Source organism: Variovorax sp. P1_G12 (genome assembly GCF_056405555.1).
Genome location: NZ_JBFUBW010000039.1, coordinates 18,681 through 44,403 on the forward strand (window position 1 = coordinate 18,681; position 25,723 = coordinate 44,403).

The following is a 25,723-nucleotide window of genomic DNA, read 5'->3' on the forward strand; positions in this document are numbered from 1 at the left end:
TAGACTTTGCGGATGGAGCCCGCAAAGAGCGTGCCGCGTGGGGCCGCGCGACTGACGATTCAACGCACTTGCTGTTTCAGCCACGCTGCGCGCGCGGCCAGTGCCGTATCGGTGAAATCGGTGAAGACGCCGTCCACGCCCAGCCGGTAGTACACCAGGTACTCGTTCGACGGATCGCCCTTGTAGTCCGCCGGCAGCCGCCGCGATTCGTTGCGGAAGGTGAAAGGATGGACGAACAGGCCGGCCTTGTGGGCGTCGGCGACCAGCGGGGTCGGGCCAAGGGTGGTGGCGTCGGCATCGTTGATCTTGCCGTCGCCATTGACGTCCACCGGCTTGCCATCGGGCCCGATGGTGCCTTTCATGCTCACGATGTAGCGCTTCCAGGGGCCGATGCCGTCCGCATAGGTCTTGATCTCGGCCAGGCCTGCGGGCGTCACCATCACGTCGAAATTGCGCCGGTCGCCTGCTTTGGTCCATTCGTAAGGACGATCGACCGGCACCGCATAGGTCATCGCGCCGCTCTTCATGTCGATGCCATCGCCATCGATCAGCTGGACGACGCGGGTCTTCAGTCCCTTGGCCTTCATGTATTTGAGGCTGCCGGGCTCGAAGGACTGGACGAACACCGGCGCCCCCTTGTTGTTCCAGCCGGCGGCCTCGAGCATCGCGATCAGCTTGTCTTCGAGCGGCAGGCCCAGGTCGCGGAAGTAGGTCGGGTTCTTGGTCTCCGGATAGATGCCGATGGTGCGGCCGCTTTCGCGCGACTTGGCCTTCGCGAGGTCGATCACCTGCTGGAAGGTCGGCACCTTGTACTGGCCATTGAACTGCCGCGGACGCTCGGCATCGGTAGAGATGGCCCCCAGCCGCTGGATCTCGGCCAAGGTGAAATCATTGCTGAACCAGCCGGTCTGCGTTTCGCCGTCGACCTGGATGGTCTTCTTGCGAGCCGCGAATTCGGGCCGGCTGGCGACGTCGGTGCTGATCGCCAGGTTGGGATCGTGGCGCGTGATCAACACGCCGTCCTTGGTCGAGACCAAGTCCATCTCGATGTAGTCGGCACCCAGTTCGATCGCGCGCGCATAGGCCTCCAGCGTCTCCTCGGGCAGATAGCCCGAAGCACCGCGGTGCGCGACCACCAGCGGCGGCTGGCCGTCCAGCGTCGGCAGGCCGGAGGTGGATTTGCCGCCCGGCGCGCTGCAGCCCGCAAGGCAAAGCACAGCGGCCAGCGTGCCGGCTGCGATCGGGGTCTGGCTGGATGTCATGGTTCTTCTCCTTGGTGAATGCGACCGCACAGCCTACTCCTGCGCCATGACACTTCGGCGGCGCCGGCACGCCAGCCCCGACTTCCGGGACAATGCCCCGCATGCCACACGTGCTCTCCCCCCGCAGCCTCGAACTCGCGCAGACGCTGGTGCGCATGAACACGGTCAGCGCCAACAGCAATCTCGAGCTGATCGACTTCGCACGCGACCACCTGGCGGGGCTGGGCATCCGCAGCCGGTTGACCTACAACGCCGACAAGACCAAGGCCAACCTGTTCGCCACGCTCGGCGCCGGCAAGAAGGCCGGCGTGATCGTCTCGGGCCATACCGACACCGTGCCGTGGGACGGCCAGGACTGGAGCGTCGACCCGCTTTCGGCGATCGTGCAGGACTGGCCGAGCGACGACGCCGATGCCGACGCCGCGCACGTCCAGCCGCGCCTCTACGGCCGTGGCGCGGCCGACATGAAGAGCTTCATCGCGATCGCGCTGGCCAATGCCGAGCGCTTCATCGAGAGCGACTCGCCCTTCGCGGTGCATTTCGCCTTCAGCTACGACGAGGAGGTCGGCTGCTTCGGAGTGCGCGAGCTGATCGCCGACATGAAGGACCAGGGCATCAAGCCGCTGGCCTGCATCGTCGGCGAGCCGACGCTGATGGTGCCGGCCATCGCCCACAAGGGCGTCTACCGCTACAAGTGCTGCGTGCGCGGCAAGGAGGCGCATTCGTCGCTCACGCCGCAGTCGGTCAATGCGATCGAGATGGCGGCACGCGTGGTCGGCAAGCTGCGCGACATGGCCGAGGACTTCGAGCGCAAGGAGCCGCGCTACGCCGGTTTCGACGTGCCCTTCAGCACCGCCAGCGTCGGCCAGTTCCACGGCGGCATCGCCGACAACGTGGTGCCGCGCGACGCCGAGTTCCGCTATGAATTCCGCAACCTGCCGACCGCCGATGCGCAGCGGATGCAGGACGAGATCCTGGCCTACGCCGGCCGCGCCGAGGTGGCCATGAAGAAGATCGCGCCCGATGCCGGCTTCCGCTTCGAGACCATCTGCGAGATCCCGAGCTTCCTGAGTTCCGCCGACGAGCCCGTGACCCGCCTCGCCCAGCGGCTGGCGAAGGAGCCGGGCACCACGCTGGTGGCCTTCGGCACCGAGGCCGGCATCTTCCGCAATGCCGGCATCCCGACCGTGGTCTGCGGCCCCGGCAGCATCACGCAGGCGCACCAGCCCGACGAGTTCGTGACGCTGGAGCAGCTGGCCCGCTGCGAGCAGTTCCTGCGGGGGCTGGCGAACATCGAGGAAATTCGCTGAAACGCGTCGCGCTCGCCCTGCTGGGCGCCGCCGCGCTGCTCTACGCGCTGGCGACCGCGCTCGAGGCCAGGCACCCGGCCTGGGGCTACGTGGCGGCCTTCGCCGAAGCCGCAATGGTCGGCGCGATCGCGGACTGGTTCGCGGTGGTGGCGCTGTTCCGGCACCCGCTGGGCCTGCCGATCCCGCATACCGCGATCATCCCGGCCAACAAGGACCGCATCGGCGCCAGGCTCGCCGGCTTCATCTGCAACAACTTCCTGAGCACGCCGCAGGTGCTGGCCAAGCTGGCGCAGTTCGACCCTGCCGCGCGGCTCGCCGACTGGCTCTCGCGGCCCGAGAGCGCCGAGAAGATCGGCGGCCACCTGGTGGCCGCGACGCGCTACGGTCTCGCGGCCTTCGACGACGCACGGGTGCGCGATTTCCTCGGCCGCATGGCGGCCGCCGGGCTCGCCCAGGTGGATCTCGCCAGGCTGGCCGGCCAGGCGCTCGAGGCGCTGACCGCCGATGGCCGCCATCACGCGCTGCTGGACGACGTGCTGCGGCAGGTGGCGGACGCGGTCGAGGGCGAGGATGTGCAGGAGCGGGTCACCGAGGCGATCGCGCGCGAGATCAAGGCGCTGCGCTACGTCGGGCTGGACCAGATGGCGGCCAGGCTCGCCACGCGCAAGATCGTGGCCGCGGCAGTCCACACCCTCGGTGAGATCGCCATCGAGCCGGCGCATCCGCTGCGGCTGCGCTTCGATGCCTACATGGCCGGCTTCGTCGAACGGCTGAAGGCCGACCCCGAATTCCACCGCCGCGGCGAAGCGATCCGGGCCGAACTGCAGGCGCATCCGGCGCTGGGCGACTACCTGCACGGCCTGTGGAGCGAACTGCTGGCCTGGCTGCACGACGACCTGGCGAAAAGCGAGTCGACCATCCACCGGCGCCTGGTCGGCATGGCGGGCACCCTGGGCGCGCGGCTTTCGGCCGACGCGGCGATGTGCCGCTGGATCAACGAGCAGATCCTGGATGCGGCACCGCGCGCCATCGAGCGCTATCGCGAGGACATCCGGCGCTACATCGTGGAACGCGTGGCCGACTGGAACGCCGACGAGATGACGAGCGAACTCGAGCGCCACATCGGCCGCGACCTGCAATTCATCCGGGTCAACGGCACCCTGGTCGGCGGCCTGGTCGGCCTGGCGATCCACACCGCCACGCAGCTCTGGAAGGGCTGATCAAGCGGGAGCCGGCGCCATGCCCCCTCCGCGACGCATGAAACCGGCGCGCCCAGATCCTGGGATACCGCGGAACCGGCTTCGCCGGGCCGCTGGTATCGCCCCCTGGGGGGCAGCGCCGAAGGCGCTTCGGGGGGGCACCTACCCCGGGAGCAGGCGCTCCTGGGCGATCACCAGCAGCCCGTCCATGATCAGGCTGTCGACCAACTCGAAGTCGCCGTTCATGCTGGGCGCCATCTTCCAGCCCGCGCCGCCGGTCATGTAGCAGGCCGGCTCGGCGCCGCAGTGCGCCCTCACATGCTGCACCATGCGGTCGACCGCGCCCGCGATCGCATAGGTGCCGCCGCTGGTCAGGGCGTCGCTGGTGTTGGTCGGGAACTCGCGCACCTCGCCGGTCGGCACATGCAGGCCGGCCGTGCCGGACTCGAGCGCGCGCAGCATGATGCCGTGGCCCGGCAGGATCAGGCCGCCGAGAAAGCGGCCATGGGTGTCGACCGCCTCGACCGTGACCGCGGTGCCGATCATCACCACCACCATCGGCCGCGCAGCGCCTTGCGACATCATGCGGTGGCGCGCGCCGATCATCGCGACCCAGCGGTCGGCGCCCAGGCGCGTCGGGTGGTCGTAGCCGTTCACGATGCCGGCCTCGGCCACACTGGAAACCACCCAGCGCGGCGAGCACTCGAAATGCTCCACCAACTGCTCCTCGGCGCGGCGCCGCACCGCATCGCCGGCCACCACGCAGCCCAGCATCGAATCGGGCGCAGGCAGTTCGGCCCAGGGACCGTCGGCCAGCCGCTCGATGTGGTCGAGGAACTCTGCACCATGCGCGAGCAGCGCGGCGCCGGGCCGTGCCGCATCGTAGAGGGACCACTTGAGGCGGGTGTTGCCGATGTCGATCGCGAGGAATGCCATGCGCGGCATTATTGCGAGTTTGTGCTTACGGGCGCTTGCAGATGCGGCCACAGCCTACGCGAAGGTGCCATCTTCCGCCGTTAAAGTCGCCTGTCCCATCCACACGTCACAAGGAGAAAGCCATGGGTTTGCTGAGTTTCATCAAGGAGGCCGGAGAGAAGCTCTTCGGCGGTTCGGCGGCGCAGGCGGCGGAGCCGGACAAGGACCAGGCGGCGGCAGCGGCGATCAAGACCTACATCGAGACCCAGAACCTGGGCCTGACAGGACTGGAAGTCGGCTACGTCGCCGTCACCGGCATCGTGACGCTGTCGGGCAGCGCGCCCTCGCAGGAAGCCAGCGAGAAGGCCTCGCTGGCCGCGGGCAACGTGGCCAACGTGACGCAGGTCGACAACAACCTGGTGGCACCGGCCGCCGATCCGGCGCAATACCACGACGTGGTCCGCGGCGACACGCTCTCGGCGATCTCGAAGAAGTTCTACGGCGACGCCAACAAGTACAACGCGATCTTCGAGGCCAACAAGCCGATGCTGAGCCATCCGGACAAGATCTATCCGGGCCAGAAACTACGCATTCCGAAGCTCTGACTCGCCCCAAGGCTCTGAGCTCGCCCCCAGGTTGCCCGGCACTTCGTGTCCGGGCGCCCACCCCCTACCGGGGGCGCAGCCAGCGGCCCGGCGAAGCCGGTTCCGCGGCTGCCCACGAACGGGCGCGCCGCGCGCAGCCGTAGAAAAAACACAGCGCCGAATGATCTGGCCGGCGCAGCCAGGCCTGTTGGTGGAACACCGCGGAACCGGCTCCGCCGGGCCGCTGGTGTTGCCCCCGGTAGGGGGTGGGAGGGCTACACGAAGTGAGCCCGACCTGGGGGCGAGCAACACCTACTACATCTGTTTCCAGGGTAGGCCGCGGAAGCGCCAGCCGCCCTTGCGGCCGCGATGGCCCTCTTCGTCGGCATCGCCCTCGAAGCCTTCGAGGATGTTGTAGGCCTCGAGGCCGAGTTCGGTCGCGCGCCTGGCGGCCGCGATCGATCGCACGCCGCTGCGGCACAGCATCAAGACCTTGGCGTCCGCCGGCACGGCGGCCCGCAAGACTTCGTCGAAGGCCGGATTGAGCGCCATGCCGGGCCACTGCTTCCAGGCCAGGCCCAGCGCGCCCGGCACGTAGCCCACCCATTCGCGTTCGGCGTCGCTGCGAATGTCGACCAGCACACCCTCGCCGCTGTCGATCCATTGCGCCGCCTGTTCCGGCGTGACGTCGCCGGCATAGCCCGCGGCCGGCCTCACACCGGCCCGATCGGCAGCCGGGGAAGACGTTGTCGCGTCGATGGGAGTCATTTCTTGTCCTTGAAACATGGAGGGAAAGAGCCGGGCCGAATTCTTCACCACTTGGGAAAACGGCCCGCCACAGATCGAATTCTGCTCAGTTCGAGAAAACCCTCTCTATCACAAAAGTTCACACATCAAAGAAAATGTCTAGGTCTCATACCCACGGAGGCACGCGATGACAGAGAACTCAATGAGCCGTCGACGCAGTGTGTTGAAGGGGGCCGCCGTCGCGGCGGGCGCACTGTCCGCGCCCATGATCAGCATGGCCCAGACCACTTCGATGCGATTCCAGAGCACCTGGCCGGCGAAGGATATCTTCCATGAATACGCCAACGACTTCGCCAAGAAGGTCAACGACATGGCGGGCGGCCGCCTGAAGATCGAAGTCCTGCCCTCGGGCGCCGTGGTGCCGGCCTTCCAGCTCCTCGAAGCGGTGAACAAGGGCACGCTGGACGGCGGCCATGGTGTCGTGGCCTACCACTACGGCAAGAATTCGGCGCTCGCGCTGTGGGGCTCGGGCCCGGCCTACGGCATGGATGCGAACATGGTCCTGGCCTGGCACTACTACGGCGGCGGCAAGGCGCTGCTCGAGGAAATCTACAAGTCGATCCACATGGACGTGGTGTCGTACCTCTATGGCCCGATGCCGACGCAGCCGCTGGGCTGGTTCAAGAAGCCGATTGCGCGCGTCGAGGACCTCAAGGGCCTGAAGTACCGCACCGTGGGTCTCGCGGTCGACATCTTCACCGAGCTGGGCGCGGCGGTGAACCCGCTGTCCGGCGGCGAGATCGTGCCGGCGCTCGACCGCGGCCTGATCGACGCCGCCGAGTTCAACAATGCGTCGAGCGATCGCGTGCTGGGTTTTCCCGATGTGGCGAAAAACTGCATGCTGCAGAGCTTTCACCAGAGCGGCGAGCAGTTCGAGATCCTGTTCAACAAGGGCAAGTACAACGCGTTGCCGCAGGAGCTTCGGTCCATCATCGACTACGCGGTGCAGGCCGCCAGCGCCGACATGAGCTGGAAGGCCGTGGACCGCAACACCAAGGACTACCAGGAGATGAAGAAGGCCGGCGTCAAGTTCTACAAGACGCCCGACGCCATCCTGCGCGCCCAGCTCGCCGCCTGGGACAAGACCATTGCCCAGAAGGCGAAGGAAAACCCGCTGTTCCAGAAGGTGCTCGATTCGCAGAAGACCTTTGCACAGGCCGCCGGCCAATGGCAGAACGACTACATGGTCGATTTCAAGATGGCCTACAACCACTACTTCTCCTCCTCGGCGAAGAAGGCCTGACGGCCATGCGCCTCCCGCCATCGCGGCGCCAGCTTTCCGGTTGACCCCGGAAGGCGCCTTCCTGCCCAGGTAGCTGCACGCCGCGACGCCGATGAAAACCCAACAACTGCTGCATGCCGCCGACCGCCTGAGCACCTGGACCGGCAAGGCTTTCGCGTGGCTCATCGTGGCGCTCATGCTGGTGGTGTGCGCCGAGGTGTTCAAGCGCTATGCGCTCAACGCACCCACGGCGTGGATCTACGACGTGAACAACATGCTCTACGGCACGCTCTTCATGATGTGCGGCGCCTACGCGCTGTCGCAGGACGGCCATGTGCGCGGCGACTTCCTCTACGCCAGCATGAAGCCGCGCACCCAGGCCACCCTGGACCTGGTGCTCTACATCGCCTTCTTCCTCCCCGGCATCGGCGCCCTGACCTGGGCCGGCTGGAGCTACTTCCAGGACTCCCTGGCCATGAACGAGCAGACCTTCAATGCCACGCCGCTGCCGGTGTATCCCTTCAAGTTCGTGATCCCACTGGCCGGCGCCATCGTGATGCTGCAGGGGCTCGCCGAGATCCTGCGCTGCGTGGTGTGCCTGCGCACCGGCGCCTGGACGCCGCGACTGAAGGACGCCGGCGAGATGGACGTGGTCGAGCAGCAGCTCGCCAACAGCACCTTCGTGGACGAGGAGGCGCGGCGCGACGCCATCGAGCGCGCCAAGGACCTGGACGAAGCGGCGCGCCTGCGCGGCAGGGAGGCGACATGAGGCGCTTCGAATGACCCAGGCCGTACTCGGGCTCACGATGCTCGGCCTCATCGTGGTCGTCATCATGCTGGGCTTCCCCACCGCCTTCACCCTGATGGGGCTGGGCATGCTGTTCGGCTTCGTCGCGTTCTACGACCCCGCCGCGCCGTGGTTCGACAACCACGTCTTCGACCTGATGGTGCAGCGCACCTTCGGCGCGATGACCAACGAGACGCTGCTGTCGATCCCGCTGTTCGTGCTGATGGGCTACGTGATGGAACGCGGCGCGCTGGTCGACAAGATGTTCTACAGCGTGCAGCTCGCGTTCCGGCGCGTGCCGGGATCGCTGGCGGTCGCGACCCTGATCATCTGCACCTTCTGGGGCATCGCCAGCGGCCTGGTCGGCGCGGTGGTGGTGCTGATGGGCGTGATCGCGATGCGGCCGATGCTCAACGCGGGCTACGACACGCGGCTCGCCGCCGGCGTGATCACCGCGGGCGGCACGCTGGGGATTCTGATCCCCCCGTCGGTGATGATCATCGTCTACGCCGCGGTGGCCGGGCAGTCGGTCGTCAAGCTCTACGCGGCGGCGATGTTTCCGGGCTTCTTTCTCGCGTTCCTCTATCTGATCTACGTCATTGCCTGGGCGCTGATCCAGCCCAAGGTGGCGCCGAAGCTGCCGCCCGAGGCACAGCGCGCCCCCGTCACGCCCGCGGTGGCGCACCTCGCTGCCAGCTACTCGCCGCGCATGCTGCCGGCGCTCGCGACCGCGGTGATTCTGCCCGGACGTGCGTTGGGCGCGGCAGCCGCCGGCCTGCGAATCACGTGGCGGACGCTGCTGGGCTATCTGGCGCAGGCGCTCGTGCCGCTTCTTCTTTCGATCGTCACGCTGGGCTCCGTCTGGTGGTATGTGACGATCTACTCGCAGGCGGACACCGACACGCCGCCTCCGGTGGCAGAGCAGTCCGGGCAGGCGCCGCGGGGCGGCAGCGCACTGCCGGAACCGCCGACCGAGGGCTTGCAGGAGCCGCCCTCGTCCGAAGGCGTGCAGGAGCCGCCCGGCGCTGAGAGCCACTCCCCCGGCGGCGCCTCGGAAGGCCTGCAGGCGCTCGGCGAGCCGGTCGCCGCGCCGCACGCGCAAGCGGTCCCCGCCGCCTTCTACACGGGCTTCTGGTGGACCTGCGCCTTCGTGCTGGCGCTGCTCGGCTGGTACTACGCGAAGCTGGACGCCGAGCAGTTCGAGATCCTGCGCATGCTGGTGTCATCGGTCATGCCGCTGGGCATCCTGACGCTGATCGTGCTGGGCGTGATCCTGTTCGGCATCACCACCGCGACCGAATCGGCGGCCGTCGGCGCGGCGGGCGCCTTCCTGATGGCCTGGCAGGCAAAGACGCTGAACTTCCAGCGCATCAAGGAGGCCGTGTTCCTGACCGCGAAGACCACGGCGATGGTCTGCTGGCTGTTCGTGGGCTCCGCGCTGTTCTCGGCGGTCTTCGCGCTGCTCGGCGGCCAGCGCGTCATCGAAGAGTGGGTGATGGGGATGAACCTGACGCCGCTGCAGTTCCTGCTGCTGTCGCAGGCGATCATCTTCGTGCTCGGCTGGCCGCTCGAATGGACCGAGATCATCGTGATCTTCATCCCGATCTTCCTGCCGCTGCTGGCGCATTTCCAGATCGACCCGCTGCTCTTCGGCGTGCTGGTCTTCGTGAACCTGCAGGCCGCCTTCCTGTCGCCGCCGGTGGCGATGTCGGCCTTCTATCTGAAAGGGGTGTCGCCTTCGCACGTGACGCTCAACCAGATCTTCGCGGGCATGATGCCCTACATGCTCATCGTGATCCTGTGCATGGTGTTCATGTATGTCTGGCCCGGCCTGACGCTGTGGCTGCCGAAGTATCTTTATGGAGGCTAGCCAGACATCAAAAACCATCCATATGGATGGCAACGGGATGGTGGTAGGATGGCGAGATGCAAAGTCATCCCGTCCCCGCCGCGCTGCGCGCCAGGCCGCCTGAGGCCGAGAAGATCACGATCAACCTCGGCTATGTCGACCTGGGCCACGTCGACCTGCTGGTGGCCGAGGGCTTCTACTCGAACCGCACCGACTTCATCCGGACCGCCATCCGCAACCAGCTGGCGGTCCATGGCGAGGCACTGAAGCAGGTGGTCGCGCGCAAGATGCTGGTGCTCGGCCTGCAGCAATTCAGCGCCGCCGACCTCGAGGCGGTCCGCGGCGCCGGCGAGAAGCTCGAGATCCGGGTGCTCGGCCTGGCGAGCATTTCCGCTGACGTGACGCCCGAACTGGCGCTCGAAACGATCGCTTCGGTCACGGTGCTCGGCGCCCTGCACGCGAGTGCCGCGGTCAAGGCCGCGCTGGCCGACCGCCTGCATTGATTCCCTCGCTTTCCCTTCCTTCGAGGCACCCCATGAATCCCCTGTTCGAACGCCTGATGCGCAAGGCCACCCTTCTCACCCAGGGGGGCCACCTGCAGGAGGCGACCCGGGCGATCCAGCGCGCGCTGGGCGGCGCCGACGCGACGCCCCGGGCCGAGCGGACGACCCCCGCCGCGCCTGCGGCCAACGATGACGAGGCGCCGGTCGTGGACGTCGAGGCCCGCGTCGTCGGGCCCGCCCCGGCACACCTCCCGACGCGCGAAAGCGGCACCGAGCAATGGACCGACGGCCTGTTCGCCCACCAGCACCGGCCGATCGCCTACAAGCTGTTCGTGCCCGAAACGGGTGCCGGCAGCCCGCGCCCGCTGGTGCTCATGCTGCACGGCTGCACCCAGAACCCGGAGGACTTCGCCGCCGGCACGCAGATGAACCAGCTGGCGCGCGAGCACGGTTTTCTGGTGCTCTACCCGGCGCAGACCCAGCACGCCAATTCGTCGAAGTGCTGGAACTGGTTCAAACCGCAGCACCAGCAGCGCGGGCGCGGCGAACCGGCCCTGCTGGCCAGCCTCGCGCAGTCGGTCATCGACGCCCACGGCGTCGACCCCGAGCGGGTCTATGTCGCGGGCCTGTCTGCCGGTGGCGCGATGGCCGACATCCTCGGGCGCAGCTACCCCGACCTGTTCGCCGCGGTGGGCGTGCACTCCGGCCTGCCGAGCGGCGCGGCCAGCGACCTGATGTCGGCGCTGGCCGCGATGAAGAGCGGGCCCGCCGCCGCCGGTTCGGGCGGACGGACGGTGCCGACCATCGTCTTCCATGGCGACGCCGATGGCACCGTGAATGTCCGCAATGGCGAGGCGCTGGTCACCGCGGCACTCGCGGGCCAGGAAGAGGCCGCAGCGTCGGCGCAGGCATCGGACGGCCGCTCGACGCAGGGCCGCGCCTTCACCCGCCGCGTGCACACGGATGCCCGGGGCCTGCCGGCCGTCGAGCACTGGCTGCTGCACGGCGCCGGCCACGCCTGGTCCGGCGGCAACGCGCGCGGCTCCTACACCGACCCTTCGGGCCCGGACGCCAGCGCCGAGATGCTGCGTTTCTTCCTGAGCCACCGCAAAGCGATGGCCCCAGCCACGCCCTGAACCCGCGACCTCGGCCGCCGGACGGAGGCAAGCCACGCTTACATGCGGTTGCCTGCCGGGGGGAAATATTGCGGTGCTTTGCACAGCGGATGCCAGCGCGGACCCGCCTTCGTGCGTTGAGTGCGAAGAGACGAAAGAAGGATCGGATGAAGCACCGCACCGCCCTCTTTTCCGCACGCGCCGCGCGCTGGCTGCTCGGCCTGGCATTGCTGCTGGCAGGCCTGCCCGTGTCCGCCCAGCAAGACCCTCCCGGCCGGGTCGGCCACCTGAACTACCAGCAGGGCGCGGTGAGCTTTTCGCCCGCCGGCGACAACGACTGGTTCGAGCTCGGCCCGAACCGCCCGATCACCACGGGCGACCGGGTCTGGACCGACCGCGACGCCCGCGCCGAACTCTACCTGGGCGCCATCGCGCTGCGCCTCGATGAGCAGACCGGCATCACCGTGTCCGAACTCGACGACGACACCGCCCGCATCACGGCCTCGCAGGGCCGCCTGCAGTTGCGGGTGCGCGAGGAACTGGCCGGCCGGCGCCTCGAGATCGATACCGCGAACCTCGCACTGGTGGTCGACGCGCCGGGCGACTACCGGGTCGAGACCGATCGGGCCGCCGGCACCACCCGCGTCGCGGTGGCGGCCGGCCATGTCACGCTGTTCGGCGAGGGCGGCGAATCGGTCGCCCTGGGCGCGCAGCAGCAGCTCACCACCTCCGGTCGCAACCTCGCGGCGGTGGACGCAGCGGCGGCTCGCGTCGACACCGGGTTCGATCGCTGGCTGGCCGAACGCGATCGCCTCGAGGAGCAATCGGTCTCGGCGCGCTACGTATCGCGCGAAGTGGTCGGCTACCAGCAGCTCGATGCCTATGGCGACTGGCAGAACGACCCGGACTACGGCGACGTCTGGTATCCGCGCAACGTCGACGCCGCATGGGCGCCCTACCAAGACGGCCAGTGGATCGACGTCGCGCCCTGGGGCTGGACATGGATCGACGCCGCGCCCTGGGGCTTCGCGCCGGCCCACTATGGCCGCTGGGCACGCATCGGCCCGCGCTGGGGCTGGGTCCCGGGGCGGCGGCAGGCACGGCCGGTGTATGCGCCGGCGCTGGTGGGCTTCGTCGGCGGCACGGCCGGCGGCCATGCGACCCTGGCGATCGGCGGCGGCCGCAACGGCGTGGGCTGGTTCCCTCTGGCGCCGGGCGAACCCTGGCGGCCGGGCTACCGCACCAGCCAGCGCTACGTGGACGCGGCCAATCGGGCCGCCTTCCAGCGGCAGATCGCGGCGCGCGACGCCGGCTTCGCGAACCAGCACCTGCCCGGCGCGGTCACGGTGGTGCCCACCGATGTCTTCGGCCGCCGTCCGATCGGCCGGCGCGACGTGGTCCGCCTGCCGGCCGACCGCCTGACCGGCGTGCCGGTCGGCATGGGTGCGCCGATTCCGCACGGCCGCGATCACGGCCCCGGCGGCTTCGGCCGCCCCGCCGCGCCGCCGCCGCCGCAGGCCGCGATACAGCTGCGACAGTTCGAGCAGGTGCAGCAACTTCAGCAACTGCAGCAGGCCCAACGGCTGCAACAGGCGCAACAGCTTCAGCAAGCACAGCAGCTGCAGCAGGGGCAGCAGCTGCAACAAGCCCAGCAACTCCAGCAGGCCCAGCGCCAGCAGATCGAGGCCCAGCAGCGTGCCGCGCAGGCGCAGGCCCAGCAGCAGCAGCAATGGCAGCAGCAGGCCTTGCGCCAGCAGCAGGAGATGCAGCAGCGCGCTGCCCAGGCGCAGGCCCAGCAACTGCAAGCGCAACACCAGTTGCTGCAGGCGCAGCAGGCCAACGCCATCCGCCAGGCGCAGGAGGTGCAGCAGCGCGTCCTGCAGATGCAGATGCAGCAGCAGGCGCGGGTGCCTGTCGATCCGCGCGCGCCGCAGCGCACTGGCGTGCCGGCGCCGGGCCAGCCTGCCCATCAGCAGCAGCCGGATCGTCCATAGGCCAAGGCCCAGCGGCAACGCCTCGCGCCGGCTACAGTCGGCGCGAAGGAGTTCCCATGCGCACCTACGACTTCGACTTTTTCGTCATCGGCGGCGGCAGCGGCGGCGTGCGCGCCGCGCGAATGGCCGCGCAGCGCGGCGCCCGCGTCGCGCTGGCCGAAAGCGCCGAGCTGGGCGGCACCTGCGTCAACGTGGGCTGCATCCCCAAGAAGCTCTACAGCTATGCCGCAGGCTATGGCGAAGCCTTCGAGGAGGCGGCCGGCTTCGGCTGGGACCTCGGCGAACGGCGCTTCGACTGGGGCCGGCTGAAGGCCAACCGCGCGCGCGAGATCAAGCGCCTCAACGAGGTCTATCGCAGCCTCCTCGAAGGCGTCGACGTGACCTTGATCCAGGGCTGGGCGCAGCTCGCCGATCCCCACACGGTGCAGGTCGGCGACCGCTCGTACACGGCCCAGCACGTGCTGCTCGCCACCGGCGGCATGCCCTTCGTGCCCGATCTGCCGGGACGCGAACATGTCATCGTCTCCGACGCGATGTTCGATCTCGACCCTTTCCCGAAACGCCTGCTGGTGGTGGGCGGCGGCTACATCGCCTGCGAGTTCGCCTCGATCTTCAACGGCCTCGGCGCCGAGGTCGTCCAGTTGCAGCGGCGCGCACATCTTCTGTCCGACTTCGACGAGGACATCCGCGAGTTCCTGGCCAAGGAAATGCGGCGCGCCGGCGTCGACATCCGCTTCAACACCGAGATCACGTCGATCCGCCGCCTGGACAGCGGCCTGTGCGCCGTGCTTTCGCGCGGCCAGCGGGTCGAGGCCGACGCCATCCTGTTCGCGACCGGGCGCGTGCCGAACACCCAGGACATGGGGCTCGAGGCCGCCGGCATCGCGCTCGACGAGCGCGGCCGCGTGGCGGTCGATGCCAACTACCGCAGCTCGGCGCCTTCGGTCTACGCGGTGGGCGACGTCTCGACCCGCCAGCAGCTCACGCCGGTGGCGCTGGCCGAGGCGATGGCGGTGGTGGACACGCTGTTCGGCAAGGGCGAGCGGCGGCTCGACTACGAATTCACGCCCACCGCGGTCTTCACGCACCCGAACATCGGCACCTGCGGCTACACCGAGGCCGCGGCGCGCATGAAGTTCGGCGCCGTCACGCTGTTCTCGAGCGAATTCCGCGCGCTGCGCCACACCTTGTCGGAGAGCAAGGAGCGCACCTTCATGAAGCTGGTGGTCGACACGGCCAGCGATCGCGTGGTCGGCCTGCACATGGTCGGCCCCGACGCCGGCGAGATCGTCCAGGGCTTCGCGGTCGCGATGCGCGCCGGTGCCACCAAGGCGATGTTCGACCGCACGATCGGCATCCACCCCACGGTCGCCGAGGAATTCGTGACGATGCGCGAACCGATGCCGGGCTGAGAATGCCCGGCCGGCGCAGCCAGGCCCATTGGTGAAACACCGCGGAACCGGCTTTGCCGGGCCGCTGGTGTTGCCCCCGGTAGGGGGTGGGCGGGCTACACGAAGTGAGACCAACCTGGGGGTGAGCCACAATGCCTTTATGCCGTACATGCCTGCCTTCATCGCTCCAGCCCGGTTCACCGATCCCGACGCCGCCCTGGAACAGGTCCGCCTGATCTACAACGGCGGCCTGCAGCACCTGCGCGACGCCATGCAGCGCTTCGTGGCCGGCGAGAGCCTGCCGGGCCGCGTGCGGGCCTGCTACCCCTTCGTCCGGATCCACACCCACACGGTGTCGCGCAGCACGCCGCCGGCCAATGCCGGCCTGAGCTACGGCTTCGTGTCCGGGCCCGGGCGCTACGAAACCACGCTGACGCGGCCCGACCTGTTCCTGCGCTATTACCGCGAACAGTTCCGGCTGCTGCTCGAGAACCACCAGGTCGAACTCGAGATCGGCACCAGCACGCAGCCGATCCCGATCCACTTCTCGTTCGCCGAGAACGACCACATCGAGGGCACGATGAGCGCCGAGCGCCGAGCGCTGATGCGCGACGTGTTCGACCTGCCGGACCTCGGCGCGATGGACGACGGCATCGCCAATGGCACCTACGAAGCCAGGGCCGGCGAGGCGCAGCCGCTGTCGCTCTTCACCGCCGCGCGCGTCGACTATTCGCTGCACCGGCTGCGCCACTACAGCGGCACCGCGCCCGAGTGGTTCCAGAATTTCGTGCTGTTCACCAACTACCAGTTCTACATCGACGAATTCGTGCGATTGGGCCACGAGGCCATGACCGACGAGAACAGCGAATACATCGCCTTCATCGAACCCGGCAACGTGATCACGCGGCGCCGCGGCCTGGCCGCGGCTTCGAGCTCGATGTACGGCGAACTGCTCGACGGCTCGCAGGGCACGCCGCCGCCGCGGCTGCCGCAGATGCCGGGCTACCACCTGGTGCGCGAGGACTGCACCGGCATCAGCATGGTCAACATCGGTGTCGGCCCGGCCAATGCCAAGACCATCACCGACCACGTGGCGGTGCTGCGGCCGCACGCCTGGGTGATGCTCGGCCACTGCGCCGGGCTGCGCCAGGGGCAGCGGCTCGGCGACTACGTGCTGGCGCATGCCTATGTGCGCGAGGACCACGTGCTCGACGAGGAGCTGCCGCTGTGGGTGCCGATCCCGGCGCTGTCCGAGATCCAGCTCGCGCTCGAGAAGGCGGTGGCCGAGGTCACCCGCACGCAAGGCACCGAGCTCAAGAAGATCATGCGCACCGGCACCGTGGCGAGCACCGACAACCGCAACTGGGAGCTGCTGCCCGGCAACCAGCCGCAGCGGCGCTTCAGCCAGAGCCGGGCGGTCGCGCTCGACATGGAGAGCGCCACCATCGCGGCCAACGGCTTCCGTTTCCGGGTGCCCTACGGAACCCTGCTGTGCGTCAGCGACAAGCCGCTGCACGGCGAGATCAAGCTGCCCGGCATGGCCAACCAGTTCTACCGCGAGCGCGTGGAGCAGCACTTGCGCATCGGCATGGCCGCCATCGACATCCTGCGCCAGGAAGGTTCGAGCCGGCTGCACAGCCGCAAGCTGCGAAGCTTCGCGGAAGTGGCTTTCCAGTAACCACGCTCAGGCCAGGCCGAAAAGCTCCGGCATCTCGCGCTCGGCCTTGAGGGTGAGCGTGAGCGCCCGGCCGTCGAGTTCCTGGCGCACCCAGCCGCGCCGCAGCGACAGCTGCAGGCAGGCCGCGCCCAGCGCTCCGCCCAGGTGGGGCCGCCGCTCGCTCCAGTCGAGGCAGGCGCAGGCAAAGCGCCGGCGGGCGCCGCGCGCCGTCTCCACGTCGAGCCCCAGGCTCTCGAGCGCCACGGCACCCTCGGGCGTGAGTTCGTAGTCGCCGCCTTCCGCCGTCGCATGCAGCCAACCCTGCGCATGCAGGCTGTCGTGCAGCGCGACGCCGGCCGTGCCGGCCATGTGGTCGTAGCAGGTGCGCGCCGCTCGCAGGCGGCTGGGCGTGGTCGGACGGAACTCGCCGCGCGGCGCGCCGGCAAGCACCAGCAAGCTCTCGAGCGCCGCGGCCACCTCCGGGCCCGCGAGCCGGAAATAGCGGTGCTTGCCCTGCGCAAGCGCATCGACCAGGCGCTGTTCCTTCAGGCGCGCCAGGTGTGCACTGGCGGTCGAGGCGGCGACCTCGGCCACGGCGGCGAGTTCGGTCGCGGTGCGGGCGTGGCCATCCATCAGGCAGCACAGCATGCGCGAGCGCGCGGGCTCGGCGATGGCGCCAGCCAGGCGGGCCAGGTGGGTGTCGGCAGAAGCTTCATCCATATTTCGATCGTAAGCGAAGCGTGATCGCAAGAAAAGACCAGACTGCGGGCATGAACACCACCGCCCCGCCCGCCGACGCGATCGCCGCCGTCACCCATGCCAACCCCTATCCCTGGTACGCCAGCCTGCGCAGCGGGCCGGCGCTGGTCTTCGACCCGGCACTGCGCCTGTGGATCGCCAGCCGCGCCGAGGTGGTGCGGGAGATCCTCGCCAACGACGCCCTGCGCGTGCGGCCGCCCGCCGAGGCGGTGCCGCGCGCGTTCGCGGGCACACCGGCCGGCGAGCTGTTCGGCCTGCTGGTGCGCATGAACGACGGCGCGCCGCATGCGGCGCATAAGCCGGTGCTGCAGCGCGCGCTGGCCGACCTCGATCTCGCCGCGGCACATGCGGCGACGCTTCGGGTCGCCGCGGGATTGCCCTCGGCGGATCTCACAGAGACCGCCTTCGCGCTGCCGGTCAGCGCGGTGGCACACCTGCTCGGCTTCGCCGCCGGCGAACTGCCGCAGGTCGCGCAATGGACCCGCGACTTCGTCGCCTGCCTGTCGCCGCTGTCGACCGCCGCGCAACTGGCGACCGCGAGCGTCGCCGCCGCCGGCCTCATGGACCGCTTCGAGAGCCTGGTCGCCGCGCAGCCCGCACCGCGCGGCAGCCTGGTTGCCGCGGTGCAGGCCGACGCGCCGGCGCCCGCATCGCGCGCGCTGCGGGCCAACCTGGTCGGCCTGCTGTCCCAGACCTGCGAGGCCACGGCCGGCCTGCTGGGCAACAGCCTGGTGGCCCTCGCGCGCGAGCCGGGCCTGCGCCGGAAGATCGACGACCGCATGGCGCTTCTGCCCGCGCTGGTGGCCGAAGTCGCCCGCCACGACCCCGCGGTGCACAACACGCGCCGCTTCGTCGCCGAGACCACCACGGTCGCCGGCCACCCGCTGGCGCCGGGCGATGCGGTGCTGCTGGTGCTCGCTGCCGCGAATCGCGATCCGGCCCTGAACCCGGCGCCCGCGACCTTCGAGCCGATGCGGGCCGAGCGGCGCTGCCTGGGCTTCGGCCATGGCCGCCACGCCTGCCCCGGCCAGGCGCTGGCCTGCACCATCGCGGCGGCCGGGCTCCAGGCGCTGCTGGCCGACGGCCTCGACACCGATCGGCTGCTGCGGCGCGGCTGGCACTACCGGCCGTCGGTCAATGCGCGGATCCCGGTCTTCCGCTGAGGCGCCGTGTCACGCGGCCTCCGGCCAGCGCCCGGTCGCATCGAGGTAAGGCGACGGCTCCGCGCTGCCCCAGCGCAGCGGCAGTGCCGCGGGCCGGTACAGCACCGAGGCCACCTGCATGCGCAGCAGCCGCTCGGCGCCCTCGTAGGCGGCCAGCTCCGGTCCCTCCCAGAGCACTTGCGCGCTGACCGCGATCTGCAGCAGGTCGCCGCGCTCGAAGTCGATGAACAGCAGCCCGGCCCGCGGATTCACCGCGATGTTGCCCAGCGTGTTGAAGAAGCTGTTGCCGACGAAGTCGGGCACGGTTAGCGTGCCCTCGCCGCTCAGGCGCACGAAGCCCGCGCGGCCGCCGCGGTGCGAGACATCGACGCCTTGCGCCGCGCCGGCATGCCCGGCCGACGGATGCGCCGTGGCAATGAAGAAGGTGTCGGCCTGGCCGACCAGCCGCCGCGCCGCGGCATCCAATCGATCGACGCGTGGCGCCGGCACCCCCGCCGGCGCGCCGCCCACGAAGAGCGGTTCGCGGGCCTGGATGTACTTCGGGCAATTGCCGAAGCTCTGCAGCACCGCGACCGAGAAGCCGGCGGCGTCGACCCCCTCCACCACGCCGTTCATGCGGTTGCGCCGCCGAGTGTGCGGTTCGATCCCGAGCAGGCCGATCGGCGCGCCGGACACCAACGCCGCCGCGAGGGGATCCCCGGCCAGCGGCAGCGCGTCGATGCGCAGCCGCTGCGGGTCGGGCGAATGCGCGAAGCCCGGCGGCGCCGCCAGCACGCCGGCCCACGGTTGCGAGGCGGCATCGAGGCTGCCCGCGACCAGGAACGGAAGCTGGGCAAAAAAGTCCCGATGCTGGTCGGGCATGTGATCCCGGATCACCCGTGGCCCGAGGGCCGCCATCCGTTCGCGCACACCGGCGCGCGCCTGCATGGCGCGCTCGCCCTCGTGCCAGGGCGACGGCTCGATGGCGGTGTTCATACCCGCAGCCCGATGCGTGAAGCCACCATCGGCACGAAGCCCGGCAGCGCCTCGATGCGCGCCAGCCATTCGCGCACCCGGGGGTAGGCCTCGAGCGACACGTTGCCCTCCGGCGCGTGCGCCACGTAGCTGTAGTTGGCGATGTCGGCCAGGGTGGCGGACGCGCCCGCCAGGAACGGCCGCGCCGCGAGTTCGCCCTCCATCACCCGCAGCAGGTCGTGCGAGCGCGCAATCACCTCGGCCGGGTCTCGGGCCAGCCCCAACAGCACGATCACGCGGGCCACCGACGGGCCGGCCGCCAGCGGGCCGGCGGCCACCGACAGCCAGCGCTGGACCTGGGCCGCGGCGAGCGGATCGCGCGGGTACCAGCGCGCAGGATCGGCGGCGTAGCGCTCGTTGAGGTAGACCAGGATCGCATTCGAATCCGCCACGGTGACGTCGCCGTCCTCGATCACGGGCACCTGGCCGAAGGCATTGCGGCGCAGGAAGTCGGGGCGCTTGTGCTCGCCCGCGCGCAGGTCGACCTCGATGGTCTCGAACGGCAGGCCGAGCAGCGAGAGGAACAGCCGGACACGGTGGGAATGGCCCGAGACGGTCGAACTGTAGACCTTGATCGGCGCGGCGGGACGGGGGGTTGTCATGGCGTTTTCTCCTGAGGCGTTGGGGGTGTGCCGATTCTTGTTTGTTCCTCACTCCGGAGTAATGACTCCGATTGCATTTGACTGCTCCGATTTCCGGTCTAATCGCTGCATGGACCGACTGAAAGCCATGCAGACCTTCGTTCAGATCGCCGACCAGGGCAGCCTCACCCGGGCCGCGGACGCGCTCGACGCCTCTCTGCCGGCCGTGGTGCGGTCGCTGGCGGCGCTCGAATCGCACCTGGGCGTGCGCCTGTTCCACCGCACGACGCGGCGCATCTCGCTGACCGAGGAGGGCCGCCACTACCTGCAGAGCGCACGCGAGGTGCTGGCCGCCGCCGACGCCGCCGACCGGGCGCTCACAGCCGACGCTGCCGAGCCCGCGGGTCAGCTCACGGTCACGGCGCCGGTGCTGTTCGGCCACATGTACGTGGCGCCGGCGATCGTTCGCTTCCTGCAGCGCTACGAGCGGATGCGCTGCAGCGTGCTGCTGCACGACCGGTCCGTGAACCTGCTGGAGGAAGGCGTCGACGTCGGCATTCGCATCAGCGCGCTGAACGACTCCTCGCTGGTGGCGCAGCAACTCGGCAGCATCCGCCGCGTGGTGGTCGCGAGCCCGGCCTGGCTGCGCGCGCATGGCCGGCCGAGCCATCCGCGCGAGCTGTCGCGCGCGAACTGCGTCTGTGTCCAGCCGAACACGACGGGGCCATGGATGTTTCGCGACCACGGCCGGCCGCTGGCGGTCGCGGTCAAGGGCAACATCGAGTTCAATCACATCGCGCCGGCGATCGAGACCTGCGCGGCCGGCATGGGCTGCGGCATGTTCCTGTCCTACCAGGTGCTGCCGCTGGTGGCCGAGGGGCGGCTCGAGATCCTGCTCGAGGACTTCGAGGCGCCGCCTCGCCCGGTGAGCGTGATCTACCCGCATGCGCGGCTGCTGCCCACGCGCACCCGCGTCTTCATCGACTGGATGAAAGCCGAGTTCAGCGGCCTGCGGCTCTGAGGCCGGGCATCGCGGGCGCTTGCGCCACAATGCGCCGGTGCCGACTCCCCTCTTCCACGCCAGCCACCTGCGCAAGCGCTACGGCGACACCACGGTCGTCGACGACCTGTCCTTCGAGATCGCGCCGGGCGAATGCCTCGGCGTGATCGGTCCGAACGGCGCCGGCAAGACCACCACCATCCGCATGTGCCTGGGCCTCACCGCGGCCGACGGCGGCACGATCGAGGCGCTCGGCGGCCTCTCGATGCCGCGCGACGCGCGCGCCATCAAGGCGCAGCTCGGCGTGGTCAGCCAGTTCGACACGCTCGACCCCGACTTCAGCTGCGCCGAGAACCTGATGGTCTACGCACGCTACTTCGGCATGCGCCGCAGCGAGATCGCGCCGCGCATTCCGCAGCTGCTCGAATTCGCGGCACTGTCGCACAAGGCCCACGCGAAGCCCGGCGAGCTGTCTGGCGGCATGCGGCGGCGGCTCTCGCTGGCACGCGCGCTGGTCAACGACCCGAAACTGCTGATGCTCGACGAACCGACCACCGGGCTGGATCCGCAGGCGCGGCACCTGATGTGGGAGCGGCTGCAGGTGCTGCTGCAGCAAGGCAAGTCGATCCTGCTGACGACCCACTTCATGGACGAGGCCGAGCGGCTGTGCTCGCGGCTCCTGGTGCTCGACCACGGCCGCAAGATCGCCGAGGGCCGGCCGCGCGACCTGATCGCCGAGCACCTCGAGCCCGACGTGGTCGAGCTCTACGGCGACGGCGCGCTCGAACTGGCGCATTCGCCGCTGAAGGACTTCGCGGCCCGCGTCGAGGTCAGCGGCGAAACGGTATTCTTCTACACCCAGGACGCGCGCGGCCTGATGGCGGCGCTGGGCGACCGCAGCGGCCTGCGCACCTTCCACCGGCCGGCCAATCTCGAGGATCTGTTCCTCAAGCTGACCGGCCGACAGATCCGGGAGGATGGTTGACCGACATGGCGAACTCGACGACTTCCTCGCTGGCGGATCTCCCGCCCACGCCACCGGCGCCCTCGGTCTGGCGCGCGCCCGAGCTTTCGATGCGCTGGTGGCCGGTGTTCCTGCGCAATCTCCTGGTCTGGCGCAAGCTCGCGATCCCGAGCCTGATCGGCAACATCGCCGAGCCCCTGATCTGGCTGGTGGCCTTCGGCTACGGCATGGGCGCACTGGTCGGGCAGGTGCAGGTGGACGGCGCCGCGGTGCCCTACATCCTGTTCCTCGCCAGCGGCTCGATCTGCATGAGCGCGATGAACGCGGCCTCGTTCGAGGCGCTCTATTCGGCCTTCTCGCGCATGCACGTGCAGAAGACCTGGGACGGCATCATGAACGCGCCGGTGGGCCTCGACGACGTGGTGCTGGCCGAGATGCTGTGGGCCGGCTTCAAGGCCATCTTCACCACCACCGCGATCCTGTTCGTGATGCTGGCGCTGGGCATCAGCCACAGCCCGAAGCTCATCGTCGCCTGGTTCGTGCTGGTCGGCGTCGGCGTCACCTTCTCGTGCATCGCGCTGATCTTCAATGCGCTGGCCAAGGGCTACGACTTCTTCACCTACTACTTCACGCTGTTCATGACGCCGATGATGTTCCTGTCGGGCGTGTTCTTCCCGCTCGAGCAGTTGCCGGGCGTGGTGCGAACGATCGCAGGATGGCTGCCGCTGTCCAACGCCGTGGCGCTGGTGCGGCCGCTCTTCATGGACCAGTGGCCGGCCGACTGGTGGCGGCACGCGCTGGTGCTCGTCGCCTACACGGTGGTCGCGTTCTGGATCGCGCTGGCCCTCACGCGCAAGCGCTTCAGAGCTTAGTGGGCCCCCACGCTCCCTCACTGCGTGTGGTCGCTGCCCCCCGAGGGGGCGTCGGCAGGCCGCCCGTCAGCGCGGAGCGCGGACTTCGCCGCGCGGGCGGCCCGGCGCCGGCCTGAACCGCTTGTCTCGTTCGTGACTGCAAAGCGGCGCGCCGCTGTTAGGGTCCGGACACAACGAGGAGACAGCATGAACCGTGTCCTGAGCGGCTTCCTGATGGCGTCGACGCTCGCCCTCGGCGCCTGCACGACGACCCCGACCCCGCCCACGCGCCCCGCCGCCTGGGCCCCGCCCGAGGCGATCGTCGCCCCTTCCGCCTTCTCGGGCGTGCACGGCCTGGCGATCGACCGCCAGGGACGGCTGCTCGCCGGCTCGGTGGTCGGCAATACGCTGTGGGAGGTCGACCGCCAGACCGGCGCCGCCCGCGTGCTGGTCAAGGGTCCCGAAGGCCAGGCCGACGACATCGCGGTCGGTCCCAAGGGCGAACTCGCCTGGACCAACTACCTGATGGGCATGCTGCGCCTGCGCGACAACGATGGCGCGCCGATGCGCGTGGTCGCCAAGGACCTGCCCGGCCTCAACTCGCTCGACTTCGATCGCCGCAACGGCAAGCTCTATGCGTCGCAGGTGTTCCTGGGCGATGCGCTGTGGGAGATCGACCCCGCCGGCCAGAAACCGCCGCGGCTGATCAAGAAGGACATGGGCGGCTTCAACGGCTTCGAGGTCGGGCCCGACGGCATGCTCTACGGCCCGCTGTGGTTCAAGGGCCAGGTGGTGAAGATCGACCCCTCGAACGGCGCCATGACCGTGATCGCAGAGGGCTTCAAGATCCCGGCCGCCGCCAATCTCGACGGCAAGGGCAACCTGTGGGTGGTCGATGCACGCAGCGGCGAGCTGGTCCGGGTCGATCTGGCGACCGGCCGCAAGACCGTGGCCAAGCAACTCAAGCCCTCGCTCGACAACCTGGCGATCGCGCCCGAAGGCACCATCTACGTCTCGAACATGGCCGACAACTCGGTCGAGGCCTTCAATCCGGCGACCGGCGAGCTGCGCCTGCTCACCGGCGGCAAGCTGGCGGTGCCGGCCGGCCTCAAGATCGACGGCAACGAGCTCTGGGTGGCCGACGTGTTCGGCTTCCGGCAGGTCGATGCCACGACCGGTGCGGTCCGCGACATCTTCCGGATGCAGCGCGACCCGGAGCTCGAATACCCGTTCGCGGTCGGCCTGTCGGCCACGCATTTCGCGCTCACGTCGTGGTTCACCGGCACGGTGCAGCTGGTCGACCGCAAGACGCTCAAGACCACCGGCGTGCTGCATGGCCTGAAGGGACCGGTCGACGCGATCCCGATGGCCGACGGCAGCGTGATCTACGCCGAGATCGCGACCGGCAGCGTGACGCGCGCCAAGGGTCCCAAGTTCGAGGACCGGGAGGTGCTGGCCAGCGGGCTCGGCGGGCCGGTGCAGATGATCGTCGGCCGCGACGGCGCGCTCTACGTCACCGAGGCCGCGGGCAGGCTCACGCGCATCCCGCTCGACGCCAGCGCGCCGCTGCGCCCGGTGGCCGAAGGGCTGGCGATGCCCGAAGGCGTGGCGCAGACGCCGTGGGGCACCTTCATCGTGGCCGAAAGCGCGGCCCGGCGGCTGGTCGAAATCGACCCCGTGAGCGGCAGCCGCCGCACCGTGGCCGAGAACCTGCCGATCGGCCTCGAGCCCGGCCCCGGCATGCCGCCGCCCTATGTGCCGACCGGCGTGGCGGTCGGCAGCGACGGCACGATCTATATGACGGCGGACCGCGACAACGCGCTGTACCGGATCCGGCCCCAGCGCTGAGGCTTCAGCTGGCGCAGTAGGCCGTCAGGGCGCCGACCAGGTGCCCGAAGGTCGCGCGCACGCGGCGCACGCGGCGCAGGTCCTCGTGCATCGTGACCCAGGTGTCCAGGCCGTAGCTGAAGGCCTCCGGCAGCACCGCCACCAGCGACGGATCGCGCCGCGCGATCGCCTTCTGGCAGATGCCGATCCCGAGGCCGGCGCGGATCGCGCCCAGCTGCGCGAGCTGGTTGTCGGTGCGGCAACTGAAGTGCGGGCGCGCCAGGCGCAGGCCGAGCGCGCTCAAGGCGCGCAGGTCGGCGGTCTCGCGGTCCGGGCCGATCAGCGCGAAGCGATCGAGGTCTTCGAGGCCGGCCGGCGTGCCATGGCGCTCCAGATAGCCTGCCTTGGCGAACAACCCCAGCTCGACCACGCCGACCCGTGTGGCGACCATCGCGGCCTGCGTGGGCCGCACCATTCGCACCGCGATGTCGGCCTCGTGCCGCAGCAGGTCCTCGTTGCGGTTGGTCAGGCTGAGTTCGAACGCCAGGCCCGGCTGGGTTTCCCGCAACCCGGCCAGGACCAACGGCAGGACCTCCGCGCCGACCACGTCGCTGGCGGTGATGCGCACCGTGCCGTGGGCGGCGTCGGTGTCCGCCGAAGCCGTCCGTGCGAAGGCTTCGGCCGCGGCGGCCATCACCTCGGCATGGCCGCCGAGTTCGCGCGCGGCCTCCGTCGGCGACAGGCCGCTGGGCGAGCGCGTGAAGAGGGCGACGCCGATCGAGCGCTCCAGCGCTTCGAGCCGGCGCCGCACCGTCGGCTGCGCGACGCCCAGCGCCCGCGCCGCGGCCGACAGGCTGCCCCCGCGCAGCACCGCGAGAAAGGCGCGCTGGCTTTCCCAGTCCAAAGAACTCTGGCTCATACATTTCATACTAGCCGATAGCAGCGTTATGACAATTGTGTTTATCCTCG

The 25,723-nt window shown here is 69.5% G+C and carries 23 protein-coding genes; 16 read left to right on the top strand and 7 right to left on the bottom strand.

The window, feature by feature from the left end; genetic code table 11:
• Positions 1 to 59 precede the first annotated feature (59 nt).
• Positions 60 to 1,262 carry a glycerophosphodiester phosphodiesterase gene (locus AC1D2O_RS31795; RefSeq protein ID WP_478088335.1) on the bottom strand — a complete coding sequence of 401 codons (1,203 nt, stop codon included), beginning with the start codon at positions 1,260 to 1,262 and terminating at the stop codon, positions 60 to 62.
• A gap of 101 nt (positions 1,263 to 1,363) precedes the next feature.
• Between AC1D2O_RS31795 and argE the strand changes: the two genes are divergently transcribed.
• Together argE and AC1D2O_RS31805 are read left to right on the top strand one after the other, a co-directional pair.
• On the top strand, positions 1,364 to 2,572 hold the full coding sequence (gene argE, locus AC1D2O_RS31800; RefSeq protein WP_478088336.1) for an acetylornithine deacetylase: 1,209 nt from the start codon (positions 1,364 to 1,366) through the stop codon (positions 2,570 to 2,572).
• Between the two features lie 113 nt (positions 2,573 to 2,685).
• Complete coding sequence (locus tag AC1D2O_RS31805; RefSeq protein ID WP_478088338.1) at positions 2,686 to 3,792, top strand: DUF445 domain-containing protein; 1,107 nt, start codon at positions 2,686 to 2,688, stop codon at positions 3,790 to 3,792.
• A gap of 141 nt (positions 3,793 to 3,933) precedes the next feature.
• Here the strand turns inward: AC1D2O_RS31805 and AC1D2O_RS31810 are convergent, their stop codons facing one another.
• Positions 3,934 to 4,707: a type III pantothenate kinase gene (locus AC1D2O_RS31810; protein WP_478088339.1), complete on the bottom strand. Its 774-nt coding sequence runs from the start codon at positions 4,705 to 4,707 to the stop codon at positions 3,934 to 3,936.
• Positions 4,708 to 4,829: 122 nt separating this feature from the next.
• Here AC1D2O_RS31810 and lysM point away from each other — a divergent pair, with 122 nt between their 5' ends.
• Complete coding sequence (gene lysM, locus AC1D2O_RS31815; RefSeq protein WP_478088341.1) at positions 4,830 to 5,291, top strand: peptidoglycan-binding protein LysM; 462 nt, start codon at positions 4,830 to 4,832, stop codon at positions 5,289 to 5,291.
• 294 nt (positions 5,292 to 5,585) lie between these two features.
• Here lysM and AC1D2O_RS31820 read toward each other — a convergent pair whose 3' ends face one another.
• On the bottom strand, positions 5,586 to 6,038 hold the full coding sequence (locus AC1D2O_RS31820) for a rhodanese-like domain-containing protein (protein WP_478088343.1): 453 nt from the start codon (positions 6,036 to 6,038) through the stop codon (positions 5,586 to 5,588).
• A 166-nt stretch (positions 6,039 to 6,204) separates the two neighbouring features.
• Between AC1D2O_RS31820 and AC1D2O_RS31825 the strand changes: the two genes are divergently transcribed.
• The 8 genes from AC1D2O_RS31825 (at position 6,205) to AC1D2O_RS31860 (ending at position 16,616) form a co-directional block, all read left to right on the top strand.
• Positions 6,205 to 7,320, top strand: coding sequence for a TRAP transporter substrate-binding protein (locus tag AC1D2O_RS31825; RefSeq protein WP_478158489.1), 1,116 nt, complete (start codon positions 6,205 to 6,207; stop codon positions 7,318 to 7,320).
• Positions 7,321 to 7,411: 91 nt separating this feature from the next.
• Complete coding sequence (locus AC1D2O_RS31830; protein ID WP_478088347.1) at positions 7,412 to 8,068, top strand: TRAP transporter small permease subunit; 657 nt, start codon at positions 7,412 to 7,414, stop codon at positions 8,066 to 8,068.
• Between the two features lie 10 nt (positions 8,069 to 8,078).
• Positions 8,079 to 9,956 carry a TRAP transporter large permease gene (locus tag AC1D2O_RS31835; RefSeq protein WP_478088349.1) on the top strand — a complete coding sequence of 626 codons (1,878 nt, stop codon included), beginning with the start codon at positions 8,079 to 8,081 and terminating at the stop codon, positions 9,954 to 9,956.
• A gap of 56 nt (positions 9,957 to 10,012) precedes the next feature.
• Positions 10,013 to 10,438: a CopG family transcriptional regulator gene (locus AC1D2O_RS31840; RefSeq protein WP_478088351.1), complete on the top strand. Its 426-nt coding sequence runs from the start codon at positions 10,013 to 10,015 to the stop codon at positions 10,436 to 10,438.
• 32 nt (positions 10,439 to 10,470) lie between these two features.
• Positions 10,471 to 11,574: an extracellular catalytic domain type 1 short-chain-length polyhydroxyalkanoate depolymerase gene (locus AC1D2O_RS31845; protein WP_478088353.1), complete on the top strand. Its 1,104-nt coding sequence runs from the start codon at positions 10,471 to 10,473 to the stop codon at positions 11,572 to 11,574.
• Between the two features lie 146 nt (positions 11,575 to 11,720).
• On the top strand, positions 11,721 to 13,547 hold the full coding sequence (locus tag AC1D2O_RS31850; protein WP_478158490.1) for a DUF6600 domain-containing protein: 1,827 nt from the start codon (positions 11,721 to 11,723) through the stop codon (positions 13,545 to 13,547).
• 56 nt (positions 13,548 to 13,603) lie between these two features.
• A complete protein-coding gene (gene gorA / locus AC1D2O_RS31855) occupies positions 13,604 to 14,959 on the top strand; it encodes a glutathione-disulfide reductase (protein WP_478088357.1) in 1,356 nt (451 codons plus the stop codon).
• A 139-nt stretch (positions 14,960 to 15,098) separates the two neighbouring features.
• Complete coding sequence (locus AC1D2O_RS31860; RefSeq protein ID WP_478088358.1) at positions 15,099 to 16,616, top strand: AMP nucleosidase; 1,518 nt, start codon at positions 15,099 to 15,101, stop codon at positions 16,614 to 16,616.
• A 6-nt stretch (positions 16,617 to 16,622) separates the two neighbouring features.
• Here the strand turns inward: AC1D2O_RS31860 and AC1D2O_RS31865 are convergent, their stop codons facing one another.
• A complete protein-coding gene (locus AC1D2O_RS31865) occupies positions 16,623 to 17,315 on the bottom strand; it encodes an ArsR/SmtB family transcription factor (RefSeq protein ID WP_478088360.1) in 693 nt (230 codons plus the stop codon).
• A 50-nt stretch (positions 17,316 to 17,365) separates the two neighbouring features.
• Between AC1D2O_RS31865 and AC1D2O_RS31870 the strand changes: the two genes are divergently transcribed.
• Positions 17,366 to 18,517, top strand: coding sequence for a cytochrome P450 (locus AC1D2O_RS31870; protein WP_478088361.1), 1,152 nt, complete (start codon positions 17,366 to 17,368; stop codon positions 18,515 to 18,517).
• A gap of 9 nt (positions 18,518 to 18,526) precedes the next feature.
• On the opposite strand, the gene AC1D2O_RS31875 is transcribed toward AC1D2O_RS31870, so the two are convergent.
• Positions 18,527 to 19,492 (bottom strand): flavin-nucleotide-binding protein, encoded by a 966-nt coding sequence (locus AC1D2O_RS31875; RefSeq protein ID WP_478158491.1) that lies wholly within the window; start codon positions 19,490 to 19,492, stop codon positions 18,527 to 18,529.
• Entirely contained in the window at positions 19,489 to 20,133 is a 645-nt protein-coding gene (locus AC1D2O_RS31880) for a glutathione S-transferase family protein (RefSeq protein WP_478158492.1), read from the bottom strand. The genes AC1D2O_RS31875 and AC1D2O_RS31880 overlap by 4 nt, the downstream gene beginning before the upstream one ends.
• Positions 20,134 to 20,242: 109 nt before the next feature.
• Between AC1D2O_RS31880 and AC1D2O_RS31885 the strand changes: the two genes are divergently transcribed.
• The 4 genes from AC1D2O_RS31885 to AC1D2O_RS31900 all read left to right on the top strand — a co-directional run bounded on the left by AC1D2O_RS31885 (position 20,243) and on the right by AC1D2O_RS31900 (position 24,775).
• Positions 20,243 to 21,133 carry a LysR family transcriptional regulator gene (locus AC1D2O_RS31885; protein WP_478090489.1) on the top strand — a complete coding sequence of 297 codons (891 nt, stop codon included), beginning with the start codon at positions 20,243 to 20,245 and terminating at the stop codon, positions 21,131 to 21,133.
• A 37-nt stretch (positions 21,134 to 21,170) separates the two neighbouring features.
• Complete coding sequence (locus tag AC1D2O_RS31890) at positions 21,171 to 22,097, top strand: ATP-binding cassette domain-containing protein (RefSeq protein WP_442282107.1); 927 nt, start codon at positions 21,171 to 21,173, stop codon at positions 22,095 to 22,097.
• A 5-nt stretch (positions 22,098 to 22,102) separates the two neighbouring features.
• Positions 22,103 to 22,948: an ABC transporter permease gene (locus AC1D2O_RS31895; protein ID WP_478090488.1), complete on the top strand. Its 846-nt coding sequence runs from the start codon at positions 22,103 to 22,105 to the stop codon at positions 22,946 to 22,948.
• Positions 22,949 to 23,134: 186 nt separating this feature from the next.
• Positions 23,135 to 24,775 carry a Vgb family protein gene (locus AC1D2O_RS31900; RefSeq protein WP_478158493.1) on the top strand — a complete coding sequence of 547 codons (1,641 nt, stop codon included), beginning with the start codon at positions 23,135 to 23,137 and terminating at the stop codon, positions 24,773 to 24,775.
• A 4-nt stretch (positions 24,776 to 24,779) separates the two neighbouring features.
• Here the strand turns inward: AC1D2O_RS31900 and AC1D2O_RS31905 are convergent, their stop codons facing one another.
• Positions 24,780 to 25,673: a LysR family transcriptional regulator gene (locus AC1D2O_RS31905; protein WP_478090486.1), complete on the bottom strand. Its 894-nt coding sequence runs from the start codon at positions 25,671 to 25,673 to the stop codon at positions 24,780 to 24,782.
• Between the last annotated feature and the right edge of the window lie 50 nt (positions 25,674 to 25,723).

Coding starts and splice junctions, on each gene's coding strand:
- AC1D2O_RS31825 (WP_478158489.1), top strand. CDS start 6,205: ATGACAGAGAACTCAATGAGCCGTCGACGCAGTGTGTTGAAGGGGGCC.
- AC1D2O_RS31835 (WP_478088349.1), top strand. CDS start 8,079: ATGACCCAGGCCGTACTCGGGCTCACGATGCTCGGCCTCATCGTGGTC.
- AC1D2O_RS31900 (WP_478158493.1), top strand. CDS start 23,135: ATGAACCGTGTCCTGAGCGGCTTCCTGATGGCGTCGACGCTCGCCCTC.
- AC1D2O_RS31795 (WP_478088335.1), bottom strand. CDS start 1,262: ATGACATCCAGCCAGACCCCGATCGCAGCCGGCACGCTGGCCGCTGTG.
- AC1D2O_RS31805 (WP_478088338.1), top strand. CDS start 2,686: ATGGTCGGCGCGATCGCGGACTGGTTCGCGGTGGTGGCGCTGTTCCGG.
- lysM (WP_478088341.1), top strand. CDS start 4,830: ATGGGTTTGCTGAGTTTCATCAAGGAGGCCGGAGAGAAGCTCTTCGGC.
- AC1D2O_RS31810 (WP_478088339.1), bottom strand. CDS start 4,707: ATGGCATTCCTCGCGATCGACATCGGCAACACCCGCCTCAAGTGGTCC.
- AC1D2O_RS31905 (WP_478090486.1), bottom strand. CDS start 25,673: ATGAGCCAGAGTTCTTTGGACTGGGAAAGCCAGCGCGCCTTTCTCGCG.
- AC1D2O_RS31865 (WP_478088360.1), bottom strand. CDS start 17,315: ATGGATGAAGCTTCTGCCGACACCCACCTGGCCCGCCTGGCTGGCGCC.
- AC1D2O_RS31820 (WP_478088343.1), bottom strand. CDS start 6,038: ATGACTCCCATCGACGCGACAACGTCTTCCCCGGCTGCCGATCGGGCC.
- AC1D2O_RS31845 (WP_478088353.1), top strand. CDS start 10,471: ATGAATCCCCTGTTCGAACGCCTGATGCGCAAGGCCACCCTTCTCACC.
- AC1D2O_RS31875 (WP_478158491.1), bottom strand. CDS start 19,492: ATGAACACCGCCATCGAGCCGTCGCCCTGGCACGAGGGCGAGCGCGCC.
- gorA (WP_478088357.1), top strand. CDS start 13,604: ATGCGCACCTACGACTTCGACTTTTTCGTCATCGGCGGCGGCAGCGGC.
- AC1D2O_RS31830 (WP_478088347.1), top strand. CDS start 7,412: ATGAAAACCCAACAACTGCTGCATGCCGCCGACCGCCTGAGCACCTGG.
- AC1D2O_RS31885 (WP_478090489.1), top strand. CDS start 20,243: ATGGACCGACTGAAAGCCATGCAGACCTTCGTTCAGATCGCCGACCAG.
- AC1D2O_RS31895 (WP_478090488.1), top strand. CDS start 22,103: ATGGCGAACTCGACGACTTCCTCGCTGGCGGATCTCCCGCCCACGCCA.
- AC1D2O_RS31850 (WP_478158490.1), top strand. CDS start 11,721: ATGAAGCACCGCACCGCCCTCTTTTCCGCACGCGCCGCGCGCTGGCTG.
- AC1D2O_RS31860 (WP_478088358.1), top strand. CDS start 15,099: ATGCCGTACATGCCTGCCTTCATCGCTCCAGCCCGGTTCACCGATCCC.
- AC1D2O_RS31870 (WP_478088361.1), top strand. CDS start 17,366: ATGAACACCACCGCCCCGCCCGCCGACGCGATCGCCGCCGTCACCCAT.
- argE (WP_478088336.1), top strand. CDS start 1,364: ATGCCACACGTGCTCTCCCCCCGCAGCCTCGAACTCGCGCAGACGCTG.
- AC1D2O_RS31840 (WP_478088351.1), top strand. CDS start 10,013: ATGCAAAGTCATCCCGTCCCCGCCGCGCTGCGCGCCAGGCCGCCTGAG.
- AC1D2O_RS31880 (WP_478158492.1), bottom strand. CDS start 20,133: ATGACAACCCCCCGTCCCGCCGCGCCGATCAAGGTCTACAGTTCGACC.